The organism is Sphingobium sp. MK2 (genome assembly GCF_040170545.1).
Lineage (GTDB): Bacteria > Pseudomonadota > Alphaproteobacteria > Sphingomonadales > Sphingomonadaceae > Sphingobium.
Genome location: NZ_JAZDXA010000007.1, coordinates 129,254 through 145,552, shown reverse-complemented (window position 1 = coordinate 145,552; position 16,299 = coordinate 129,254). Strand labels below are relative to the sequence as shown.

The following is a 16,299-nucleotide window of genomic DNA, read 5'->3' as shown; positions in this document are numbered from 1 at the left end:
AGGGGGTAGCGTTTGATCGCGGCCATGCTCAAAGCCGCACTCCACCACCTCACCGCCTATCGTTACAATCGCCCGATCCGCCTGGGGCCACAGGTCATCCGCCTGCGCCCCGCGCCGCATAGCCGGACCAAAGTCCCCAATTATGCGCTGAAGATCGAACCGGCGAACCATTTTCTGAACTGGCAGCAAGACCCGCACGGCAACTGGCTGGCGCGCGTGGTGTTTCCCGATCCGGTCGACCATTTCCGCATCCAGGTCGATCTGCTCGCGGACCTCGACATCATCAATCCGTTCGATTTCTTCGTGGAGCCTTATGCGGAGACCTACCCCTTCGCCTATGACGATCAGCTAAAGACCGACCTTGCCGCCTATTTCGACATCGAACCGCAGGGGCCGATATTCGACGCGATGGTGGCGCAATATGATGGTTTTCAAAGCCGGACGGTCGATTTCCTGGTGGAGGTGAACCGCCGCCTGCAACAACAGGTCGGCTATGTCATCCGCATGGAAGCGGGCGTCCAGACGCCGGAAGAGACGCTGGAAATCGGCACCGGGTCGTGCCGCGATTCCGCCTGGTTGCTGGTGCAATTGCTACGCCGCCTCGGCTTTGCCGCGCGTTTCGTGTCGGGCTATTCGATCCAGCTCGTCGCCGATGTCGAGCCGATCGAAGGGCCAAAGGGCGTGACGCAGGATGTCGTCGACCTCCACGCCTGGGCGGAGGCCTATGTGCCGGGCGCAGGCTGGGTGGCGCTGGACGCCACCAGCGGCATGTTCGCGGGCGAAGGGCATATCCCGCTCTGCGCGACGCCGCATTACAAGTCCGCCGCGCCGATCAGCGGCATGGCCGAACCCGCCGAAGTCGATTTCGAATTTGCAATGAACGTCAGCCGCATTGCCGAAGCGGTGCGGATCACCAAGCCCTTTACCGACAGCCGCTGGGACGCGGTGATGGCGCTGGGCGCACAAGTCGATGCCGATTTGAAGCGCCAAGATGTGCGCCTGACCACCGGGGGCGAGCCGACCTTCGTGGCGGTCGACGGCGGCGATGCGGGCGAATGGAATGGCGATGCGGTGGGGCCGACCAAGGCGGCCTATGCCGACCGGCTGATCCGCAAGCTGCGTGCGACCTTTGCGCCGGGCGGTCTGCTGCATCATGGGCAGGGCAAATGGTATCCGGGCGAAAGCCTGCCGCGCTGGGCCTATGCGGTCTATTGGCGCAAGGATGGCACGCCGATCTGGCGTGACGAAAGTCTGATCGCGCCCGACGATGCGCCCGATGGCGCGCGCATGGTGACGGCTGAAGATGCCCGCGCGTTCCTGAGCCATATGGCCGGGAATATGGGCTTTACCGACGAATATACCCATGCGGTCTATGAAGATCCGGCGGTCTGGGCGGTCAAGGAAGCCGACCTGCCGATCAACGCCAGCCCCGATGATCCCAAGATCAGCGATCCCGAAGCGCGCGCGCGGATGGTCAAAACGTTCGAGCGCGGCCTCGACCAGCCGGTCGGCTATGTGCTGCCGGTGCAGCGCTGGCAAAGCCAGGTGGCAAAGCCCCGCTGGCAGAGCGAAATCTGGCAGTTGCGGCGCGGCAAGCTGTTCGCGGTGCCGGGCGATTCGGCGCTGGGCTATCGCCTGCCGCTGGGGTCGCTGCCCTATGTGCCGCCCTCCGACTATCCCTATATCCACCCCCGCGACACCAGCGAGCCGCGCGAACCGCTGCCCGACTTCCGCACCCAGATCGTAGAGCAGGCGAGCGTCGAGGAAGTGCGCGCGCAACAGTCGCAGCGGGTGGCCGGTCCCGAAGGCGGCATGGCGGCGCAGGAACGGGTCGAGCAGGTCATCATCGAAGGCGCGGTGCGGACCGCCGTGACGGTCGAACCGCGCGGCCATTATCTCTCGGTCTTCCTGCCCCCGGTGCAGGCGCTGGAAGATTATCTGGAGCTGATCGCCGAGGTCGAGGCGGCGGCCGAGGCGCTGCGCATCCCGGTGCGGATCGAGGGCTATTCGCCGCCGCCAGACCCGCGCATCGACGTGCTGAAGGCCACGCCCGACCCCGGCGTGATCGAAGTGAATGTCCAGCCCGCCGCCAGTTGGGACGAGACGGTTCACATCACCCAGCAGGTCTATGACCATGCCCGCGAATGTCAGTTGACCGCCGACAAATTCATGGTCGACGGCCGCTCGGTCGGCACCGGCGGGGGCAATCATATCGTGCTGGGCGGGCCGACGCTCAATGACTCGCCCTTCATCCGCCGCCCCGACCTGCTCAAGAGTTTCGTCCTCTATTGGCAGCGCCACCCCTCGCTCTCTTACCTGTTTTCGGGCCTCTGCATCGGCCCGACGAGCCAGGCGCCGCGCATCGACGAGGCGCGGCATGATGGCCTGTACGAGTTGGAGATTGCGCTGGCGCAGGTGCCCGACCCGATCCGGGAGGGGGAAGACAAGCTGCCGCCGCCCTGGCTGGTCGATCGGCTGTTCCGCAACCTGCTGGTCGATGTGACGGGCAACACCCATCGCACCGAGATTTGCATCGACAAGATGTTCTCACCCGATGGTCCCACCGGGCGGCTCGGCCTGCTGGAGTTTCGCGGGTTCGAAATGCCGCCCGAAGCGCGCATGAGCCTGGCGCAGCAATTGCTGCTCCGAGCGCTGACCGCCTGGTTCTGGCGGCAACCGCAGCAGGGCCATCTGGTCCGCTGGGGTACGACGCTGCATGACCGCTTCATGCTGCCCCATTTCGTCTGGGCCGATTTTCTGGAGATCCTGTCCGACCTGCGCGGCGCGGGTTATGATTTCGACCCCAACTGGTTCGAGGCGCAGCGCCAGTTCCGCTTCCCCGTCCATGGCACGGTCGATGCGGGTGGCGTCGGCCTAGAGATCAGCCATGCGCTCGAACCGTGGAACGTGCTGGGCGAAACCGGGGCGATCGGCGGCACGGTACGCTATGTCGACAGTTCGACCGAACGATTGCAGGTGCGCGCCACGGGTCTGGTCGCCGGGCGGCATATCGTCGCGTGCAACGGGCGGCAGGTACCGATGACCGCCACCGGCGTTCCGGGCGAAGCGGTCGGCGGCGTGCGCTACAAGGCATGGGCACCAGCCAATTGCCTCCACCCCCATCTGCCCGCCAATGCGCCGCTGACCTTCGACGTGCTGGACAGTTGGAGCGGGCGGTCGCTGGGCGGCTGCGTCTATCATGTCGCGCATCCGGGCGGCCGCAATTACGACACGCTGCCGATCAACGGCTATGAAGCAGAAGCCCGGCGCAAGGCGCGGTTTCAGGATTATGGCCATACGCCCGGCCAAGTCGACATGCCCGCCGCCGAAACGGCCAGCGAATTTCCGATGACGCTGGACCTGCGCTTCAAACAACCGGGGCTGTGATGGCCGCCGATGCCGCGGCCCCGCCCGGCGCGGCGGGGGGATGGGCCGACGCCTATCTCGCCGCCGCACCGGCGGGGGATTTGTTCGCCGATGCATCGCCCGCCATGGCCCCGCGCTGGCGGGCGATGCTGGAACGGCTGTCGGCGCAGGCGCAGGGCGACCCCGCGACGCTCGCCGATCATGTCGGGCGGCAGGCGATCGAGCTTGGCATGGCGTTCCGCCTGACCGGCGACGAGCAGGAACGCGCCTGGCCGCTTGGCCCGGTGCCACTGCTGATCGGCGCGGACGAATGGGCACATATCGAACGCGGCCTCGCCCAGCGCGCCGACCTGCTCGAACGGGTGATCGCGGACATTTATTCCACCCAGTCGCTGGTCACCGACGGCAATCTGCCCGCCAGCATCGTGACCGGCAGCGCCCATTATTGGCGCGTCATGAACGGCGCGCCGCCGCCGCAGGGGCATCAGCTTCATTTCTACGCCGCCGACATCGGGCGCGGCCCGGCGGGCGAATGGCGCGTGCTGTCCGACCGGGTGCGGACCCCGGTGGGGGTGGGCTATGCGCTGGAAAACCGCCTCGCTCTCTCGCGCGCCACCGGCGATCTGCTGGGCGCGATGAACACGCGGCGGCTCGCGCCCTTTTTCGACGAATTGCGCCGGGGGCTGGCCGCCGATTGCGCCCGGTCGGACCCGCGCATCGGCCTGCTGACCCCCGGCCGCTTCAACCAAAGCTATGCCGAACAGGCGCATCTCGCCCGTTATCTTGGCCTGTTGCTGGTCGAGGGCGAGGATCTGATCGTCACTGACGGGCAATTGTTCGTCCGCACCATCCAGGGGTTGAAGCGGATCGACGGGCTGTGGCGCTGGCTGGACAGCCGCTTCCTCGACCCGCTCGCCTTCGACAGCAAGTCGCGCATCGGCGTGCCCGACCTTTATGATGCCTGCGCGCGCGGCGGCCTGATGGTCAGCAACTGGCCGGGCGCAGGCGTGATCGAATCGCGCGCCTTCGCCGCCTTCCTGCCGCAACTGGCGCGCGCGGTGCTGGGCGAGGAGCTGATCCTGCCCAATATCGCGACCTGGTGGTGCGGACAGGGCAAGGAGCGCGCCTATGTGCGCGAGCGACTGGACGAACTGGTCGTCGGTTCCGCCTTCGATCAGACCGTGGCGGGCCTGCCCGACGCGCATTTCATCCCCGGATCGGCGCTGGACAAGGATCAGCGCGCCGCCCTGCTCGACGCGATGGCGCGACGGCCGATGGACTATGTCGGGCAGGAAGTGGTGAAATTATCGACCACCCCCGCCATCGTCGACGGGCAATTGACCCCGCTGCCCTTCACCCTGCGCGTGTTCGTGGCGCGCGATGCGCTCGGCCAATGGCGGGTGATGCCGGGCGCTTTCGCGCGCCTTGCGGGCCATGGCGACATTCGCGCCGCGCTGATGGGCCGGGGCGATATGTCGGCCGACATGTGCGTCATCGACAGCCAGCCCGTGCCGCCCGACACGCTGCTCGGATCGGGCGGCGCGCCCGCGATCCGGCGGGTGGGCGGCATGCTGCCGGCCAAGGCGGCGGACAATCTCTTCTGGCTGGGCCGCTATATCGAGCGCACTGAAATGACGCTGCGGTTGATCCGCGCCATCGTCGGCGGATCGATCGAGGCGGACATCGGCCCCTCGCTCGCCTCGCCCACCATGGCGCGGCTGGTCGGGCAACTGGCGCTGTGGGGCGCGATCCCCGGCAGTCGCGGCGCGGTCGGCCCGCTCTGCGCCATCGCACTGGGCGATAACAGCCAGGATGGCAGCGTGCGGACGCTGATGGGCCGGGTCGCCAATATCGGCGAAGGGCTGCGCGACCGGCTGGCGAGCGACGTGTGGCGGCTGGTGCGCCTGCCGCTGCCCCGCTTCGACGGCGCTGTCACCGAGACGCTGCTCGACGCCACATCCCGCATGATCGAACGGATTTCCGCGCTGTCGGGGCTGGCGGCGGAGAATATGGCGCGCACCGAAGCCTGGCGCTTCCATGATATGGGCCGCCGCATGGAACGGGCGATCAATGGCTGTCGCCTCGTCAGCCTGTTCGGCAGCGATGGGGCCAGCGCCGACGACCTGACCGTGCTGCTCGATTTGCAGGACAGCCAGATCAGCTATCGCACCCGATACCTGACTGGCCCCGCGCTGCCGCCGGTGCGTGACCTCGTCGCGCTGGAACCGCATAATCCGCGCGCGATCGTCTATCAGGCGGCGATGCTCGCCGACCATGTCGCCGCCCTACCGACCCTGCGCGCCGATGGCATGCCGGAAGAACCCAGGCGGCTGGCCGATGCGCTGGTCGCGCGGCTCGCGCCGCTGACCGGCGACATGCTGACCATGGCCGATATCGCCGATGTCGAAACCCGGCTGCTTGGCCTGTCCGACGCGATCGGCCAGCGCTATTTCCTGCAAGTGCGCAAGACCGAGACGATGGACCTGCTGTCATGATCTACCATGTCCGGCACCGCACCATCCTGCGCTATGCCAGCCCGATGCGGCTGGCCCGCTTCAACCTGCGGCTGCGGCCAGCGCCGTGGCCGGGCCAATGGACGTCCGACTATGTGCTGGAGGTCGATCCGCTGCCCTCGGCCATCGATTCGCGGCCCGGTGCCTGGCCGGTGCAGGTCGCCCGGCTGGTGATCGAAAGCCCGATCCGCCAGCTCACCATCGAAAGCCGCTTCCGCATCGGCGTGCAGGGCGGGGCGATCGTGCCGCAGGCGGATGATCCGACCATCGGCGCGGTGGCGCAGGCCGCGCTGGCCGAACGCGACATGGGCCCGGCCGCGCCTGCCCATTATCTCTACGCCTCGGTGCGCGCGCCGCTGTTGGCTGACATCGGTGCCTGGGTCGGCGATGGCCTCTCCCCCGACCGGCCGATCGTCGCCGCCGCGCTGGAACTGGCGCAGCGCATCCGCGCCGAATTTCGCTACGAACCGGGCAGCACCGACGCAGCCACCCCAGTCGCCGACGCCTTTGCCGCGCGCCATGGCGTGTGCCAGGATTTCGCCCATGTCATGGTCGTGGCGCTGCGGCTCGCGGGGCTGCCCGCCGCCTATGTCAGCGGCTATCTGCGCACCTACCCGCCGCCCGGCAAGCCGCGCCTGATCGGGGCGGATGCGATGCATGCCTGGGTCATGCTGTGGTGCGGACGGACGCGCGGCTGGATCGGCTTTGATCCCACCAATGGTGTCATCACCGGCGAGGGGCATCTCTTCGTCGCCATGGGCCGCGACTATGCCGATGTCGCGCCGATGGACGGGCTGTTCGTGGGCGGCGGCGGGCAAAGCCTGCACCTGATGGTCGATGTGGTGCCGGAGGAGGAGATGGCGGGAGGGGCGTAGCCCTCACTTAATCGCCCACATCCCCGAACAACAGCGGCATCCCCGTCCTTGGCCGGATGGTGAGGCGGCTGATCGGTTCGGGCTTGAACCCCGGCGGCACACTCAGGGCAAAGCGCCGCACGACCGCCGCGATCACCGTCATCACCTCCTGCTGGGCAAAACCCGCCCCAACGCAGACGCGCGGTCCCCGGCCGAACGGGAACCAGGCCTGTTTCACCATGTCGGCATTGGCGGGATCGTCGAAGCGATCGGGATTGAAGGCATGGGGGCAGGCCCAATTATCCTTGTTGCGCTGGGTCAGCCAAGGGGCGACCACCAGCATCGATCCGGTCTCCAGATGCTTGTCGCGCATGTCCATCGGACAGGTGACTTCGCGCGGCAGGAAGGAGACGGGCGGATAGAGGCGCAGCGTCTCGCGGAAGATATTGCGGAGCTGCCCCATTTCCTTGAGCATCGCGGCCGTCAGCGGCGCGTCGCCCGCCACCGCACTGATTTCCGCGCGCACCCGGTCCTGAATATGCCGACATTCGGCAAGCATATAGAGCGCCCAGGTCATGGTGCTGGCCGATGTCTCATGCCCCGCGAGGAAGATGGTCGATACCTGCTCCATCACCTGGTTGCAGGTGAAGGATTCCCCGGTGTCAGGATGTTTCGCCTCGATCAGCGACTGGAGAATGTCGCGATGCGGGGCTTCGCCACGCGCATGCCAGCCTTCATAGCGCGCCTCGACGATCGGGCGGAACACGTCATGGATGGCGCGCGCCGGGCCTTTCGAGCGTGTCTCGAACCAACCGGCGGGAATGCCGTACAGGCGCAGCATCGACGCGCTGTGCGCCAGCCGCTGGAACTTGCCGAAGGCGGTGTGGATGATGTTCGACCGCGCCGCGTCCAGCGTCTGCGAAAACAGCGTGCGGAAGATGATGTCGGCCGCCACATGCGTCATCATCGGGTCGATATCGACCGGCTGGCCGCGGTCGGCCGCCTCCAGCCGCGCCAGCAGGTCATCGGCCGCCGCCACCATCAGCGGCATCGTCCGCCCCAGCGCGGTATGGGCAAAGGCGGGATTGACCATCGCCCGCTGGCTTTCCCAATCCGCGCCATTGGCGGAAAAGACACTGTTGCCGATCAGCGGATCAAGGTTGCGGACCAGTTCGCTATGCTTGGGGAATGCGGTGCCGCCGCGCAATATCTGGTCCACCAGGCTCAGCTCATTGGCGATATACATGGTCCGGCGCGGCAGGCGGATCTCGCCCATCTTCATCGTATAGCTTTTGTCGAACAGTACATGGATCCAGCTATGCCAGCCGCGCAGAAAGCGTTTGACCAGCCCGCGCTTGCTGCGCGGCGGTTGCGGATAGGGCGGGGTGAAGAGCGGGTCGGTCACGGGATCGTCCTGAAGGCGGCGACGGCTTCGTCCACGGTGCGGGGGCCAGCGGTCAGGCTGATGAAATCGAGCGGCGAAAGCCGGTCGCCCACGCGCAGATAGTCGAAATGCGCCTCATATTTATTCGACCAGCCACCATGATAATTGTCCGGCTCATAGAAGAGATGGAAGCGCGGCGATAGCATGTCCACCCGCGCCGCATGATTGTCTGCGACAAGGTGCAGCGGATTGACATTATAATAGGCCGCGCCATCGGGCGGCGAGGAAATATCGACATAGCGGAACGCCTTGTCCGCCAGCGCCGCCAGATCAGCATGATACCAGCGTGCATCGCGGCGCAGCCCGATCACCGGCACCACCTGCCCCAGGCCGACCATGACGGCATGATCGGGCAGCGGCGCATTCCGCAATGCAAACACCCGGCGCAATATGCTCATGCCCAATATGGTGCCCGCGCTGTGCGTGACGATCTGCACTTCGTCCCAGTCGCCCTCCAGTTCCGCCGCGATTCGCTTGGCAAACTGGTCGAGCCGCGCGTCCAGTTCCGCGCCCGGCCCATCGGCGGCCAGCGCATGATGATAGGTCATGAAGCGCAGCAGCCAGGGGACGACCAGCTTGGCCAGCAAGCGCCCCGACAGCAGCGCGCTGATGCCGATGCCGATGAGCGCACTCACCCAGAAGGGCAACAGCAGCGACAGCAAGAGTGCGGGCACCAAGGCCAGCAACAGCGGGATCAGCACGGCAAAAACCGGCGGATAGAGGATCGTAATGACCGGCCCGGAGCGCAGCTTGCGCATCCGCCCGAACTGCATGAAGCGCGCATGGCCGAAATAGGCCCGCGCCGCCCGCAGTGCCAGCGGCAACGGATTGCGAATCCACACCTTGGCGATCAAATCTTCCCAGCGCAGATATTCATAATCGACCGCGACGCCCGCCTGCGCGTTCACGACGTCCCATTGCACCGACACCAGCGACCCGTCCGGCCCGGCGCGCCGGGCACCGTCGGTCACATCCTGCCCCGTCAGCTTGTGATAGCGCGCCGCCTGTTCGCGGTAGAGCTGATGATAGAAACGCACGCCGCGCGGATCGAAACCGCCGAGGTAGAAGACTTTACGCTTGAACTTTTGCACTGACCCAGCCCTAATCGGGGCATGAGCACACCCGAACGCGACTACTGCTATTTCATAGACCATCGCAAATACAACCGAAACATCGGTTGTCGCAAACATGACAATGCCTATGGCATTAATGGCGGCGGCAGCGAGCGCGACCGCTGGCGCGCCGACATGGCCTTTTACCGCCATATGAAGGGAGAGGGCGATCCGATGGCTTTGCCGTCCCTCATCGCCTGCCTCGCCTTTGGCTGGTTCTGCTGGAACTATCATCCGGGCAAGGGACTGTGGCGCGGGCAATTGTTGCGCCGCTTCGCCAAAGCGCCCAAATGAGCGCCATGACCAGCCCAAACCATATCTCTGTCGGTTCCGTCACCTTCGGCAACGACCTGCCCTTCGTCCTCATCTCCGGCCCCTGCCAGATCGAAAGCCGCGACCATGCACTGTTCATGGCTGATGCGCTGGCGCAGATCGCGCGGCAAGCGGGCGTGCCCTTCATCTTCAAGAGCAGTTTCGACAAGGCGAACCGGACATCCGTGTCGGGCCAGCGCGGCGTCGGCATCGACGCAGGGCTGGCGATATTGGCGGAGGTCAAGGCGACGCTCGGCTGCCCGGTGCTGACCGACGTGCATGATGCAGGCCAGGTGGCGGCCGCCGCTCAGGCGGTGGATATCCTGCAAATCCCGGCGTTCCTGTGCCGCCAGACCGACCTGCTGCTCGCCGCCGGTCGCACCGGCGCGGTCATCAACGTCAAGAAAGGCCAGTTCATGGCCCCCTGGGACATGGCGGCCGTGGCGCAGAAAGTCGCCTCGACCGGCAATGACCGCATCCTGCTGACCGAACGCGGCGCGAGTTTCGGCTACAACACATTGGTCAGCGACATGCGCGCGCTGCCCGTGATGGCGCAGACCGGCTATCCGGCGGTCTTCGATGCGACCCATTCGGTGCAACAACCCGGCGGCCTCGGCTCAGCGTCGGGCGGCCAGCGCGAATATGCGCCTTTGCTGGCCCGCAGCGCGATAGCAGCGGGCGTGGCCGCCATCTTCGCCGAAGCCCACCAAGACCCCGACAACGCCCCCTCCGACGGCCCGGTCATGCTCCCGCTAGACTGGGTCGCGCCGATGCTGGCGAAGCTGAAAGCGATTGATGAAGTGGTGAAGGCGTAAGGCGACCATCAGGAGAAGCCCCGCCTTGCCCTCTCCCGCCTTCGCGGGAGAGGCTACGGAGACTTGGCAGCTTGCTGCCTAGTCGATGTCGGTGAGGGTCTTCCTTGCAGCAGTCCGCAAGACCCTCACCCTCCCACGCCTGCGGCGCGGGCCCCTCCCTCTCCCGCGAAGGCGGGAGAGGTGTGAAGGTCGCCCTTGCGTCGCCCTCTATGCGGTCACGGCCGGACCTGCCCCGTCCCCCGCACGATCCACTTGTACGTCGTCAGCCCCTCCAGCGCCACCGGACCCCGCGCGTGCAAACGCCCTGTGGAAATGCCGATTTCCGCGCCCAGCCCGAACTCGCCACCATCGGCAAACTGGGTCGAGGCGTTCCACATCACGATGGCGCTATCCACCGCGTTGAGGAAGCGCTCGGCTGTCGCGGCATCGTCGGTGATGATCGCGTCGGTATGGTGGCTGGCATGGGCGGCGATATGGGCGATCGCCTCCTCCACGCCATCGACCAGCCGGATCGACACGATCGCGTCGAGATATTCGGTGTCCCAGTCCGCCTCGTCGGCGGGCTTCACCCGTGCGTCCATCGCCTGCACCGCTTCGTCGCCGCGCACTTCGCATTGCGCGTCGAGCAGTGCCCTGACCAGCGCGGGCGCATAAGCATAGGCGCTATCGATCAGCACGGTTTCGGTCGCGCCGCAAATGCCGGTGCGGCGCATCTTGGCGTTGACCACCAGTTGCTGCGCCATCGCCGGATCGGCCGCGCCGTCGACATAGCTGTGGTTGATGCCGTCGAGATGCGCCAGCACGGGCACGCGCGCTTCGTCCTGCACCCGCGCGACCAGGCTCTTGCCACCGCGCGGCACGATCAGGTCGACAAATTCGGCCGCCTTGAGCAGCGCGCCGACCGCTGCGCGATCAGTGGTGGGCACCAGTTGCACGACATCGGCGGGCAGACCAGCGGTGACGATCCCCTCGACGATCGCGGCGTGGATCGCGCGGTTGCTCTCCTTCGCCTCGCTGCCGCCGCGCAGGATCACCGCATTGCCCGCGCGCAGGCAGAGCGCTGCCGCATCGGCGGTCACATTGGGGCGGCTTTCATAGATGATGCCGATCACGCCCAGCGGCACCCGCACCCGGCGCAGGTCCAGCCCGTTGGGGCGCACGCTCTGGTCGATCACGCTGCCCAGCGGATTGGGCAGACCCGCGACCTGTTCCACCCCCGCCGCCGTCGCCGCGACCCGCCCCTCGTCCAGCCGCAAGCGGTCGAGCAGCGCAGGCGACAGGCCGTTCGCGACCGCATTGTCCATGTCGCGCGCATTGGCGGCGATGATCGACGGTGCCTGATCCCGCAATGCCTGGGCCGCACGGCGCAGCGCATCGGCCTTTTGCGTGTCGCTCGCCTGCGCGATCACGGCAGCGGCGCGGCGCGCGCGCGCGCCCATCGTCGCGATCAGCATTTCGGGGGTCTGGGTCAGGTCGTTCATCATCACTCTCGCCATTCGGATGCGCGGCGGCTTAGCATGAAAGCCGACCGTTGCGAAGGCGATAGGACCGGCGTCAGGCGGCCTTGGCCAACCCTTCGTCCTTGACTGCGCGAAACAGGCGGCAGGGCGGAATATTGCGCCATTCCAGCGCATCCTGCACCTCGCCGAACAGGGGATCGATCAGACGGCGCACGAAGCGCGAATATTGATAGATGAGGAATGCGCCGCCGGGCCGCAGCGCCGCACGGGTTTCCGCCGCAATAGCTTCCCCCACACCGTCGGGCAGGGTGGAAAAGGGGATGCCCGACAGGATATAGTCGGCCTGAACATGGCCCGCTTCCCGAATGAAGCGCCGCACATCGGCGGCCGATCCATGCACGACCCTCAAGCGCGGATCATCGATCTGCGCCTCCAGATAGGCAACGAAATCGACATTGAGGTCGATCGCCAACAGCGTCGCGTCCGGGTGCATCCGGTCGAGGATCGCCTGCGTGAAAGTGCCGACGCCCGGCCCATATTCCACGAACAGGCGTGTGCGCTGCCAATCGACGGGGTCGAGCATGCGCTTCACCAACGTCGCGGACGAGGGGATGATCGACCCGATCATGCCAGGATGCTTGACGAACTGCCGGAAAAACAGCCTCCACTGGCTCAGGAACGTGCCCTTGCGAGCGCGATTGTCGTTCTTTTTCAAGGGAATGGAGGCCATCAATATCCGCCTGTTTGTCATTACGGTCGGGCGTCGCAAAAATCGGCAAACCTTGCAAGCTGCTTTGCGCGCATCGGGCAGGAACGCGCAGGCGGCGATTGGTTTCCCCGCCGCCTGCGCGTCACCCTAGCGGTGAGGCTTGATCAGCCCCGCTCGCGCCCGCGCAACATGCCGGGCGACACAAAGCCGATCGGGTCGATCTGCATCGCGCTTTGTTTCAACGTCGCCTGGATCTGCTCATATTCCCGCTCCATTTCGGGCGTCACCGATGCGCGGGTTTCCAGCAGCGCAGCCTCGAAATGCGCCATCGTCACCTTCTCGACGGTCATCGACTGGCGCAGCGCGAACAGGCCTGCGCGACGCGACAGATCCTCCAGATCCGCGCCGGTAAAGCGCTGCGTCCGCGCCGCCAGCGAGGCGAGATCGACATCGTCGGCCAGCGGCATCTTGCCCGTATGGATCGACAGGATGCGCGCGCGCCCCGCCTCGTCCGGCACGGGGACGTAGATCAGTTCGTCGAACCGGCCGGGCCGCAGCAACGCCGGGTCCACCAGCGTCGGCCGGTTGGTTGCGCCGATCACCACCACCGACTGCAATTCCTCCAGCCCGTCCATCTCGGCCAATATGGTGTTCACCACCCGTTCCGTCACCGCCGGTTCGCCGAGGCCACCCCCGCGCGCGGGGACCAGACTGTCCAGTTCGTCGATGAAGATGACAGTCGGGGCCACCTGCCGCGCGCGGGCGAACAGTCGGGCGATCTGCTGCTCGCTCTCGCCATACCATTTGGACAAGAGGTCGCTCGATTTGGTGGCGATGAAGTTCGCCTGCGCCTCACGCGCGACCGCCTTGGCCAGCAGCGTCTTGCCGGTGCCGGGCGGGCCATAGAGCAGGAAGCCCTTGGCCGGGCGGATGCCGATACGGCGGAAGGCGTCGGGGTTCTTGAGCGGCAGCTCGACCCCTTCCTTCAACCGCATCTGCGCATCGTCCAGCCCGCCAATGTCGGACCAGCCGATATTGGGCGCCTGCACCATCACCTCGCGCATGGCGGACGGCTGCACCCGCTTGATCGCCGACAGGAAATCCTCGCGTGTGACGCACAATTCCTCCAGCACGTCGGCCGGGATCGTCCCGTCCTCCAGATTGAGGCGCGGCATGAAGCGGCGTACCGTCTCGATCGCCGCCTCGCGACACAGCGCCGCCAGGTCCGCGCCGACAAAGCCATAGGTGGTGCGCGCCAGTTCGGACAGATCCACCTTGTCGCCCAACGGCATGCCACGGGTATGGATACCCAATATCTCGCGCCGTCCGCGCTCGTCGGGGACGCCGACCACGATTTCGCGGTCGAAGCGGCCCGGCCGCCGCAGCGCTTCGTCAATCGCCTCCGGGCGGTTGGTCGCGGCGATCACCACCAGATTGGTGCGCGGCTCCAATCCGTCCATCAGCGTCAGCAATTGCGCGACCAGCCGCTTCTCCGTCTCGCCGGTCACTTGTCCGCGCTTCGGCGCGATCGAATCAATCTCGTCGATGAACAGGATCGAGGGCGCAGCCTTGGCCGCTGCCTCGAATATCTCGCGCAGCTTCTTTTCGGATTCGCCATAGGCCGACCCCATGATCTCCGGCCCGTTGATCAGGAAGAATTCGGCTTCCGATTCGTTGGCGACGGCGCGGGCGAGCCGCGTCTTGCCCGTGCCCGGCGGGCCATGCAGCAACACGCCACGCGGCGGATCGACGCCCAGCCGCTGGAACAGCTCAGGGTAACGCAGCGGCAGTTCGACCATTTCGCGCAACTGGTCGATCGTATCGGCCATGCCGCCGACATCGTCATAGGTCACGTCCGCGCGCCGCGCTTCCTTCGGCTCCTCATATTCGGGGCGCAGTTCGACTTCGGTTTCCGCGTCGATCTGCACCACACCCTTGGGCATGGTCGATACGACCACCAGACGAATTTCCTGCAAGGCATAGGCGGGCGCGGCCAGCATCTGGCGCAACTGCGGCGGCATGTCGCCGGTCGGCACTTGCTGCTGCCCCGCCGTCGCGACGACATCGCCTGCGGTCAACGGCCGCTGAAAGAAGACCCGCTTCAACGCTTCAGGATGCCCCTGCAGCCGCAAATTATTTTGTGCAGGCGCGAACACGACGCGCTGGGCCGGGCGCGGCTCGACCTTCTCGATATGCACGAAATCGCCCGACCCGGCACCGGCATTGGCCCGCTGCAACCCGTCGAGGCGCAACACGTCCAGCCCCTCATCTTCCTTGTACGGACGCACCACGCGCGCGGGCGTCGATCGCTTGCCGACGATCTCGATCACATCGCCTTCGCTTAGCTGCAACGCCGCCATTACCGTCAAGGGCAGCCGCGCAAGCCCGCGTCCCGCATCTTCGGGCCGCGCATTGGCGACCTGGATGCGGCGTCCAGTCATTTCCTCATCGGCCATCGGGCACCCCGTCCTTCTTGTTCCGTAACGAGATAGGAAACGTCGGCCGCCGCGAAAAGGGGGCCATGCACCGTGCCCAGGGCATAAAAAAAGGGCCGGCCACAAGGGCCAGCCCGTAAAGTTTTAGGAGAGGATGCCTGAAAGGCCTGCTCTATATGTAGCGTTAAACGCGATATTGCAAGTGCGAACGTAAAAGTTCCGGTTGCAAAAAATGCATCTTGCCATCGACCTGATTTTCCTGCTCTGTAGGGCGAGGATGCTTGAGACCGGAAGCAGCCCGCCTGACAATAAGTGATGACGCGGCGCAGCGCACCGGCGATGGAATAGTGAAAGACAATGCGGAGATTACCGCCTCTTACGGCCCTTGAGGCCTTTGTGCAGGTTGCACGTCTTGGTTCGGTCAAGGCGGCGGCGGAGGAGCTTGCGCTCTCGACTCCCGCGCTCAGTCGCCGGGTGCAGGCGCTGGAACGCTTCATCGGCCGCCCCCTGTTCGACCGCAAGCATCAGGCACTGGAAATCAATGCCGAGGGGCAGAGGCTGCTCGACGACATCGCCCCTGCCCTCGATTCGCTGGCGCAGGCGCTGGAAAATATCCAGAGCGGCGGCAACCAGTTGCGGTTGCGGCTCGCGGTGCTGCCGCTGTTTGCAACCCAGCGCCTCTTCCCGCATCTGGGCGCCCTGCGCGCGCTTCACCCCCAATTGCATATCGACATCGAAACGACGCCTCATGCGGTAGCGCGTCTGGGCGAAGGGCTTGACGCGGCGATCGTGCTGCTGGCCAAGGATATCGACCCGGCGCTCTACGCGCATGAGCTGGACCATGACGAAGTCTATCTGATCGGGCGGCGCGAACTGCTCGAACCGCCCCATGCGCTGACATCGCCGCAGGAACTGGCGCAACATACCGTGCTGATCCACCGCGACATGGCCCTGTCCTTCGACGCCTGGAAGGAAGCAGTCGGCATCCCCGACCTGCAACCGCTGGCGATCGACAATTATGATTCGGGCCAGTTGATGCTGGAGGCCGCGGCGCAGGGGCTGGGCGTGGCCGTCATGCATGCCAGCCATTTCAACCAGTCGGGCGATACCCGGCTGGTGCGGCTCTTCCCCGACACCCATGTCGACAGCCCCTATCGCTATTTCTTCGTCTGCCGCCCCCGCGCGCTCCAGACGCGGGCGGTGCGCATCTTCCGCGACTGGCTCGTCGCCGCCGACATCTGACCCGGCGCAGGACCGCAAGGGGAGACGGATCGATTCT

General features: G+C 66.0%; 12 protein-coding genes. 7 read left to right on the top strand and 5 right to left on the bottom strand.

Annotated elements, in window-relative coordinates; translation table 11 throughout:
- Window positions 1–24 precede the first annotated feature (24 nt).
- The 3 genes from V2I08_RS04930 to V2I08_RS04920 are packed head-to-tail and all read left to right on the top strand — an operon-like array spanning window position 25 to window position 6,754.
- Entirely contained in the window at window positions 25–3,387 is a 3,363-nt protein-coding gene (locus V2I08_RS04930; protein WP_349634085.1) for a transglutaminase family protein, read from the top strand.
- The gene (locus tag V2I08_RS04925; protein WP_349634084.1) at window positions 3,387–5,861 is read left to right on the top strand and encodes a circularly permuted type 2 ATP-grasp protein; all 2,475 of its coding nucleotides are present in this window, start codon (window positions 3,387–3,389) and stop codon (window positions 5,859–5,861) included. The genes V2I08_RS04930 and V2I08_RS04925 overlap by 1 nt, the downstream gene beginning before the upstream one ends.
- Window positions 5,858–6,754, top strand: a complete 897-nt coding sequence (locus V2I08_RS04920; protein ID WP_349634083.1) for a transglutaminase family protein — start codon at window positions 5,858–5,860, stop codon at window positions 6,752–6,754. Before V2I08_RS04925 ends, V2I08_RS04920 begins: the two co-directional genes overlap by 4 nt.
- A gap of 7 nt (window positions 6,755–6,761) precedes the next feature.
- Here V2I08_RS04920 and V2I08_RS04915 read toward each other — a convergent pair whose 3' ends face one another.
- Both V2I08_RS04915 and V2I08_RS04910 read right to left on the bottom strand, forming a co-directional pair.
- The gene (locus V2I08_RS04915; protein WP_349634082.1) at window positions 6,762–8,138 is read right to left on the bottom strand and encodes a cytochrome P450; all 1,377 of its coding nucleotides are present in this window, start codon (window positions 8,136–8,138) and stop codon (window positions 6,762–6,764) included.
- Window positions 8,135–9,268, bottom strand: a complete 1,134-nt coding sequence (locus V2I08_RS04910) for a hypothetical protein (protein WP_349634081.1) — start codon at window positions 9,266–9,268, stop codon at window positions 8,135–8,137. The genes V2I08_RS04915 and V2I08_RS04910 overlap by 4 nt, the downstream gene beginning before the upstream one ends.
- A 21-nt stretch (window positions 9,269–9,289) precedes the next feature.
- Between V2I08_RS04910 and V2I08_RS04905 the strand changes: the two genes are divergently transcribed.
- Window positions 9,290–9,583, top strand: coding sequence for a hypothetical protein (locus V2I08_RS04905; protein ID WP_349634080.1), 294 nt, complete (start codon window positions 9,290–9,292; stop codon window positions 9,581–9,583).
- Window positions 9,580–10,416 carry a 3-deoxy-8-phosphooctulonate synthase gene (gene kdsA, locus V2I08_RS04900; protein ID WP_405053621.1) on the top strand — a complete coding sequence of 279 codons (837 nt, stop codon included), beginning with the start codon at window positions 9,580–9,582 and terminating at the stop codon, window positions 10,414–10,416. Before V2I08_RS04905 ends, kdsA begins: the two co-directional genes overlap by 4 nt.
- A 215-nt stretch (window positions 10,417–10,631) precedes the next feature.
- Here kdsA and V2I08_RS04895 read toward each other — a convergent pair whose 3' ends face one another.
- Complete coding sequence (locus tag V2I08_RS04895) at window positions 10,632–11,897, bottom strand: glutamate-5-semialdehyde dehydrogenase (protein WP_349634127.1); 1,266 nt, start codon at window positions 11,895–11,897, stop codon at window positions 10,632–10,634.
- A 73-nt stretch (window positions 11,898–11,970) separates the two neighbouring features.
- Complete coding sequence (locus V2I08_RS04890) at window positions 11,971–12,606, bottom strand: methyltransferase domain-containing protein (protein ID WP_349634078.1); 636 nt, start codon at window positions 12,604–12,606, stop codon at window positions 11,971–11,973.
- Here V2I08_RS04890 and V2I08_RS04885 point away from each other — a divergent pair.
- Window positions 12,596–12,736, top strand: a complete 141-nt coding sequence (locus V2I08_RS04885; protein WP_349634077.1) for a hypothetical protein — start codon at window positions 12,596–12,598, stop codon at window positions 12,734–12,736. The two genes, V2I08_RS04890 and V2I08_RS04885, sit on opposite strands and share 11 nt — an antisense overlap.
- Window positions 12,737–12,749: 13 nt before the next feature.
- On the opposite strand, the gene V2I08_RS04880 is transcribed toward V2I08_RS04885, so the two are convergent.
- A complete protein-coding gene (locus V2I08_RS04880; protein ID WP_349634076.1) occupies window positions 12,750–15,041 on the bottom strand; it encodes a CDC48 family AAA ATPase in 2,292 nt (763 codons plus the stop codon).
- 336 nt (window positions 15,042–15,377) lie between these two features.
- Between V2I08_RS04880 and V2I08_RS04875 the strand changes: the two genes are divergently transcribed.
- Window positions 15,378–16,262, top strand: coding sequence for a LysR substrate-binding domain-containing protein (locus V2I08_RS04875; RefSeq protein ID WP_349634075.1), 885 nt, complete (start codon window positions 15,378–15,380; stop codon window positions 16,260–16,262).
- Window positions 16,263–16,299 lie beyond the last annotated feature (37 nt).

Coding starts and splice junctions, on each gene's coding strand:
- V2I08_RS04930 (WP_349634085.1), top strand. CDS start 25: ATGCTCAAAGCCGCACTCCACCACCTCACCGCCTATCGTTACAATCGC.
- V2I08_RS04925 (WP_349634084.1), top strand. CDS start 3,387: ATGGCCGCCGATGCCGCGGCCCCGCCCGGCGCGGCGGGGGGATGGGCC.
- V2I08_RS04920 (WP_349634083.1), top strand. CDS start 5,858: ATGATCTACCATGTCCGGCACCGCACCATCCTGCGCTATGCCAGCCCG.
- V2I08_RS04905 (WP_349634080.1), top strand. CDS start 9,290: ATGAGCACACCCGAACGCGACTACTGCTATTTCATAGACCATCGCAAA.
- kdsA (WP_405053621.1), top strand. CDS start 9,580: ATGAGCGCCATGACCAGCCCAAACCATATCTCTGTCGGTTCCGTCACC.
- V2I08_RS04895 (WP_349634127.1), bottom strand. CDS start 11,897: ATGAACGACCTGACCCAGACCCCCGAAATGCTGATCGCGACGATGGGC.
- V2I08_RS04885 (WP_349634077.1), top strand. CDS start 12,596: ATGGAGGCCATCAATATCCGCCTGTTTGTCATTACGGTCGGGCGTCGC.
- V2I08_RS04890 (WP_349634078.1), bottom strand. CDS start 12,606: ATGGCCTCCATTCCCTTGAAAAAGAACGACAATCGCGCTCGCAAGGGC.
- V2I08_RS04880 (WP_349634076.1), bottom strand. CDS start 15,041: ATGGCCGATGAGGAAATGACTGGACGCCGCATCCAGGTCGCCAATGCG.
- V2I08_RS04875 (WP_349634075.1), top strand. CDS start 15,378: ATGCGGAGATTACCGCCTCTTACGGCCCTTGAGGCCTTTGTGCAGGTT.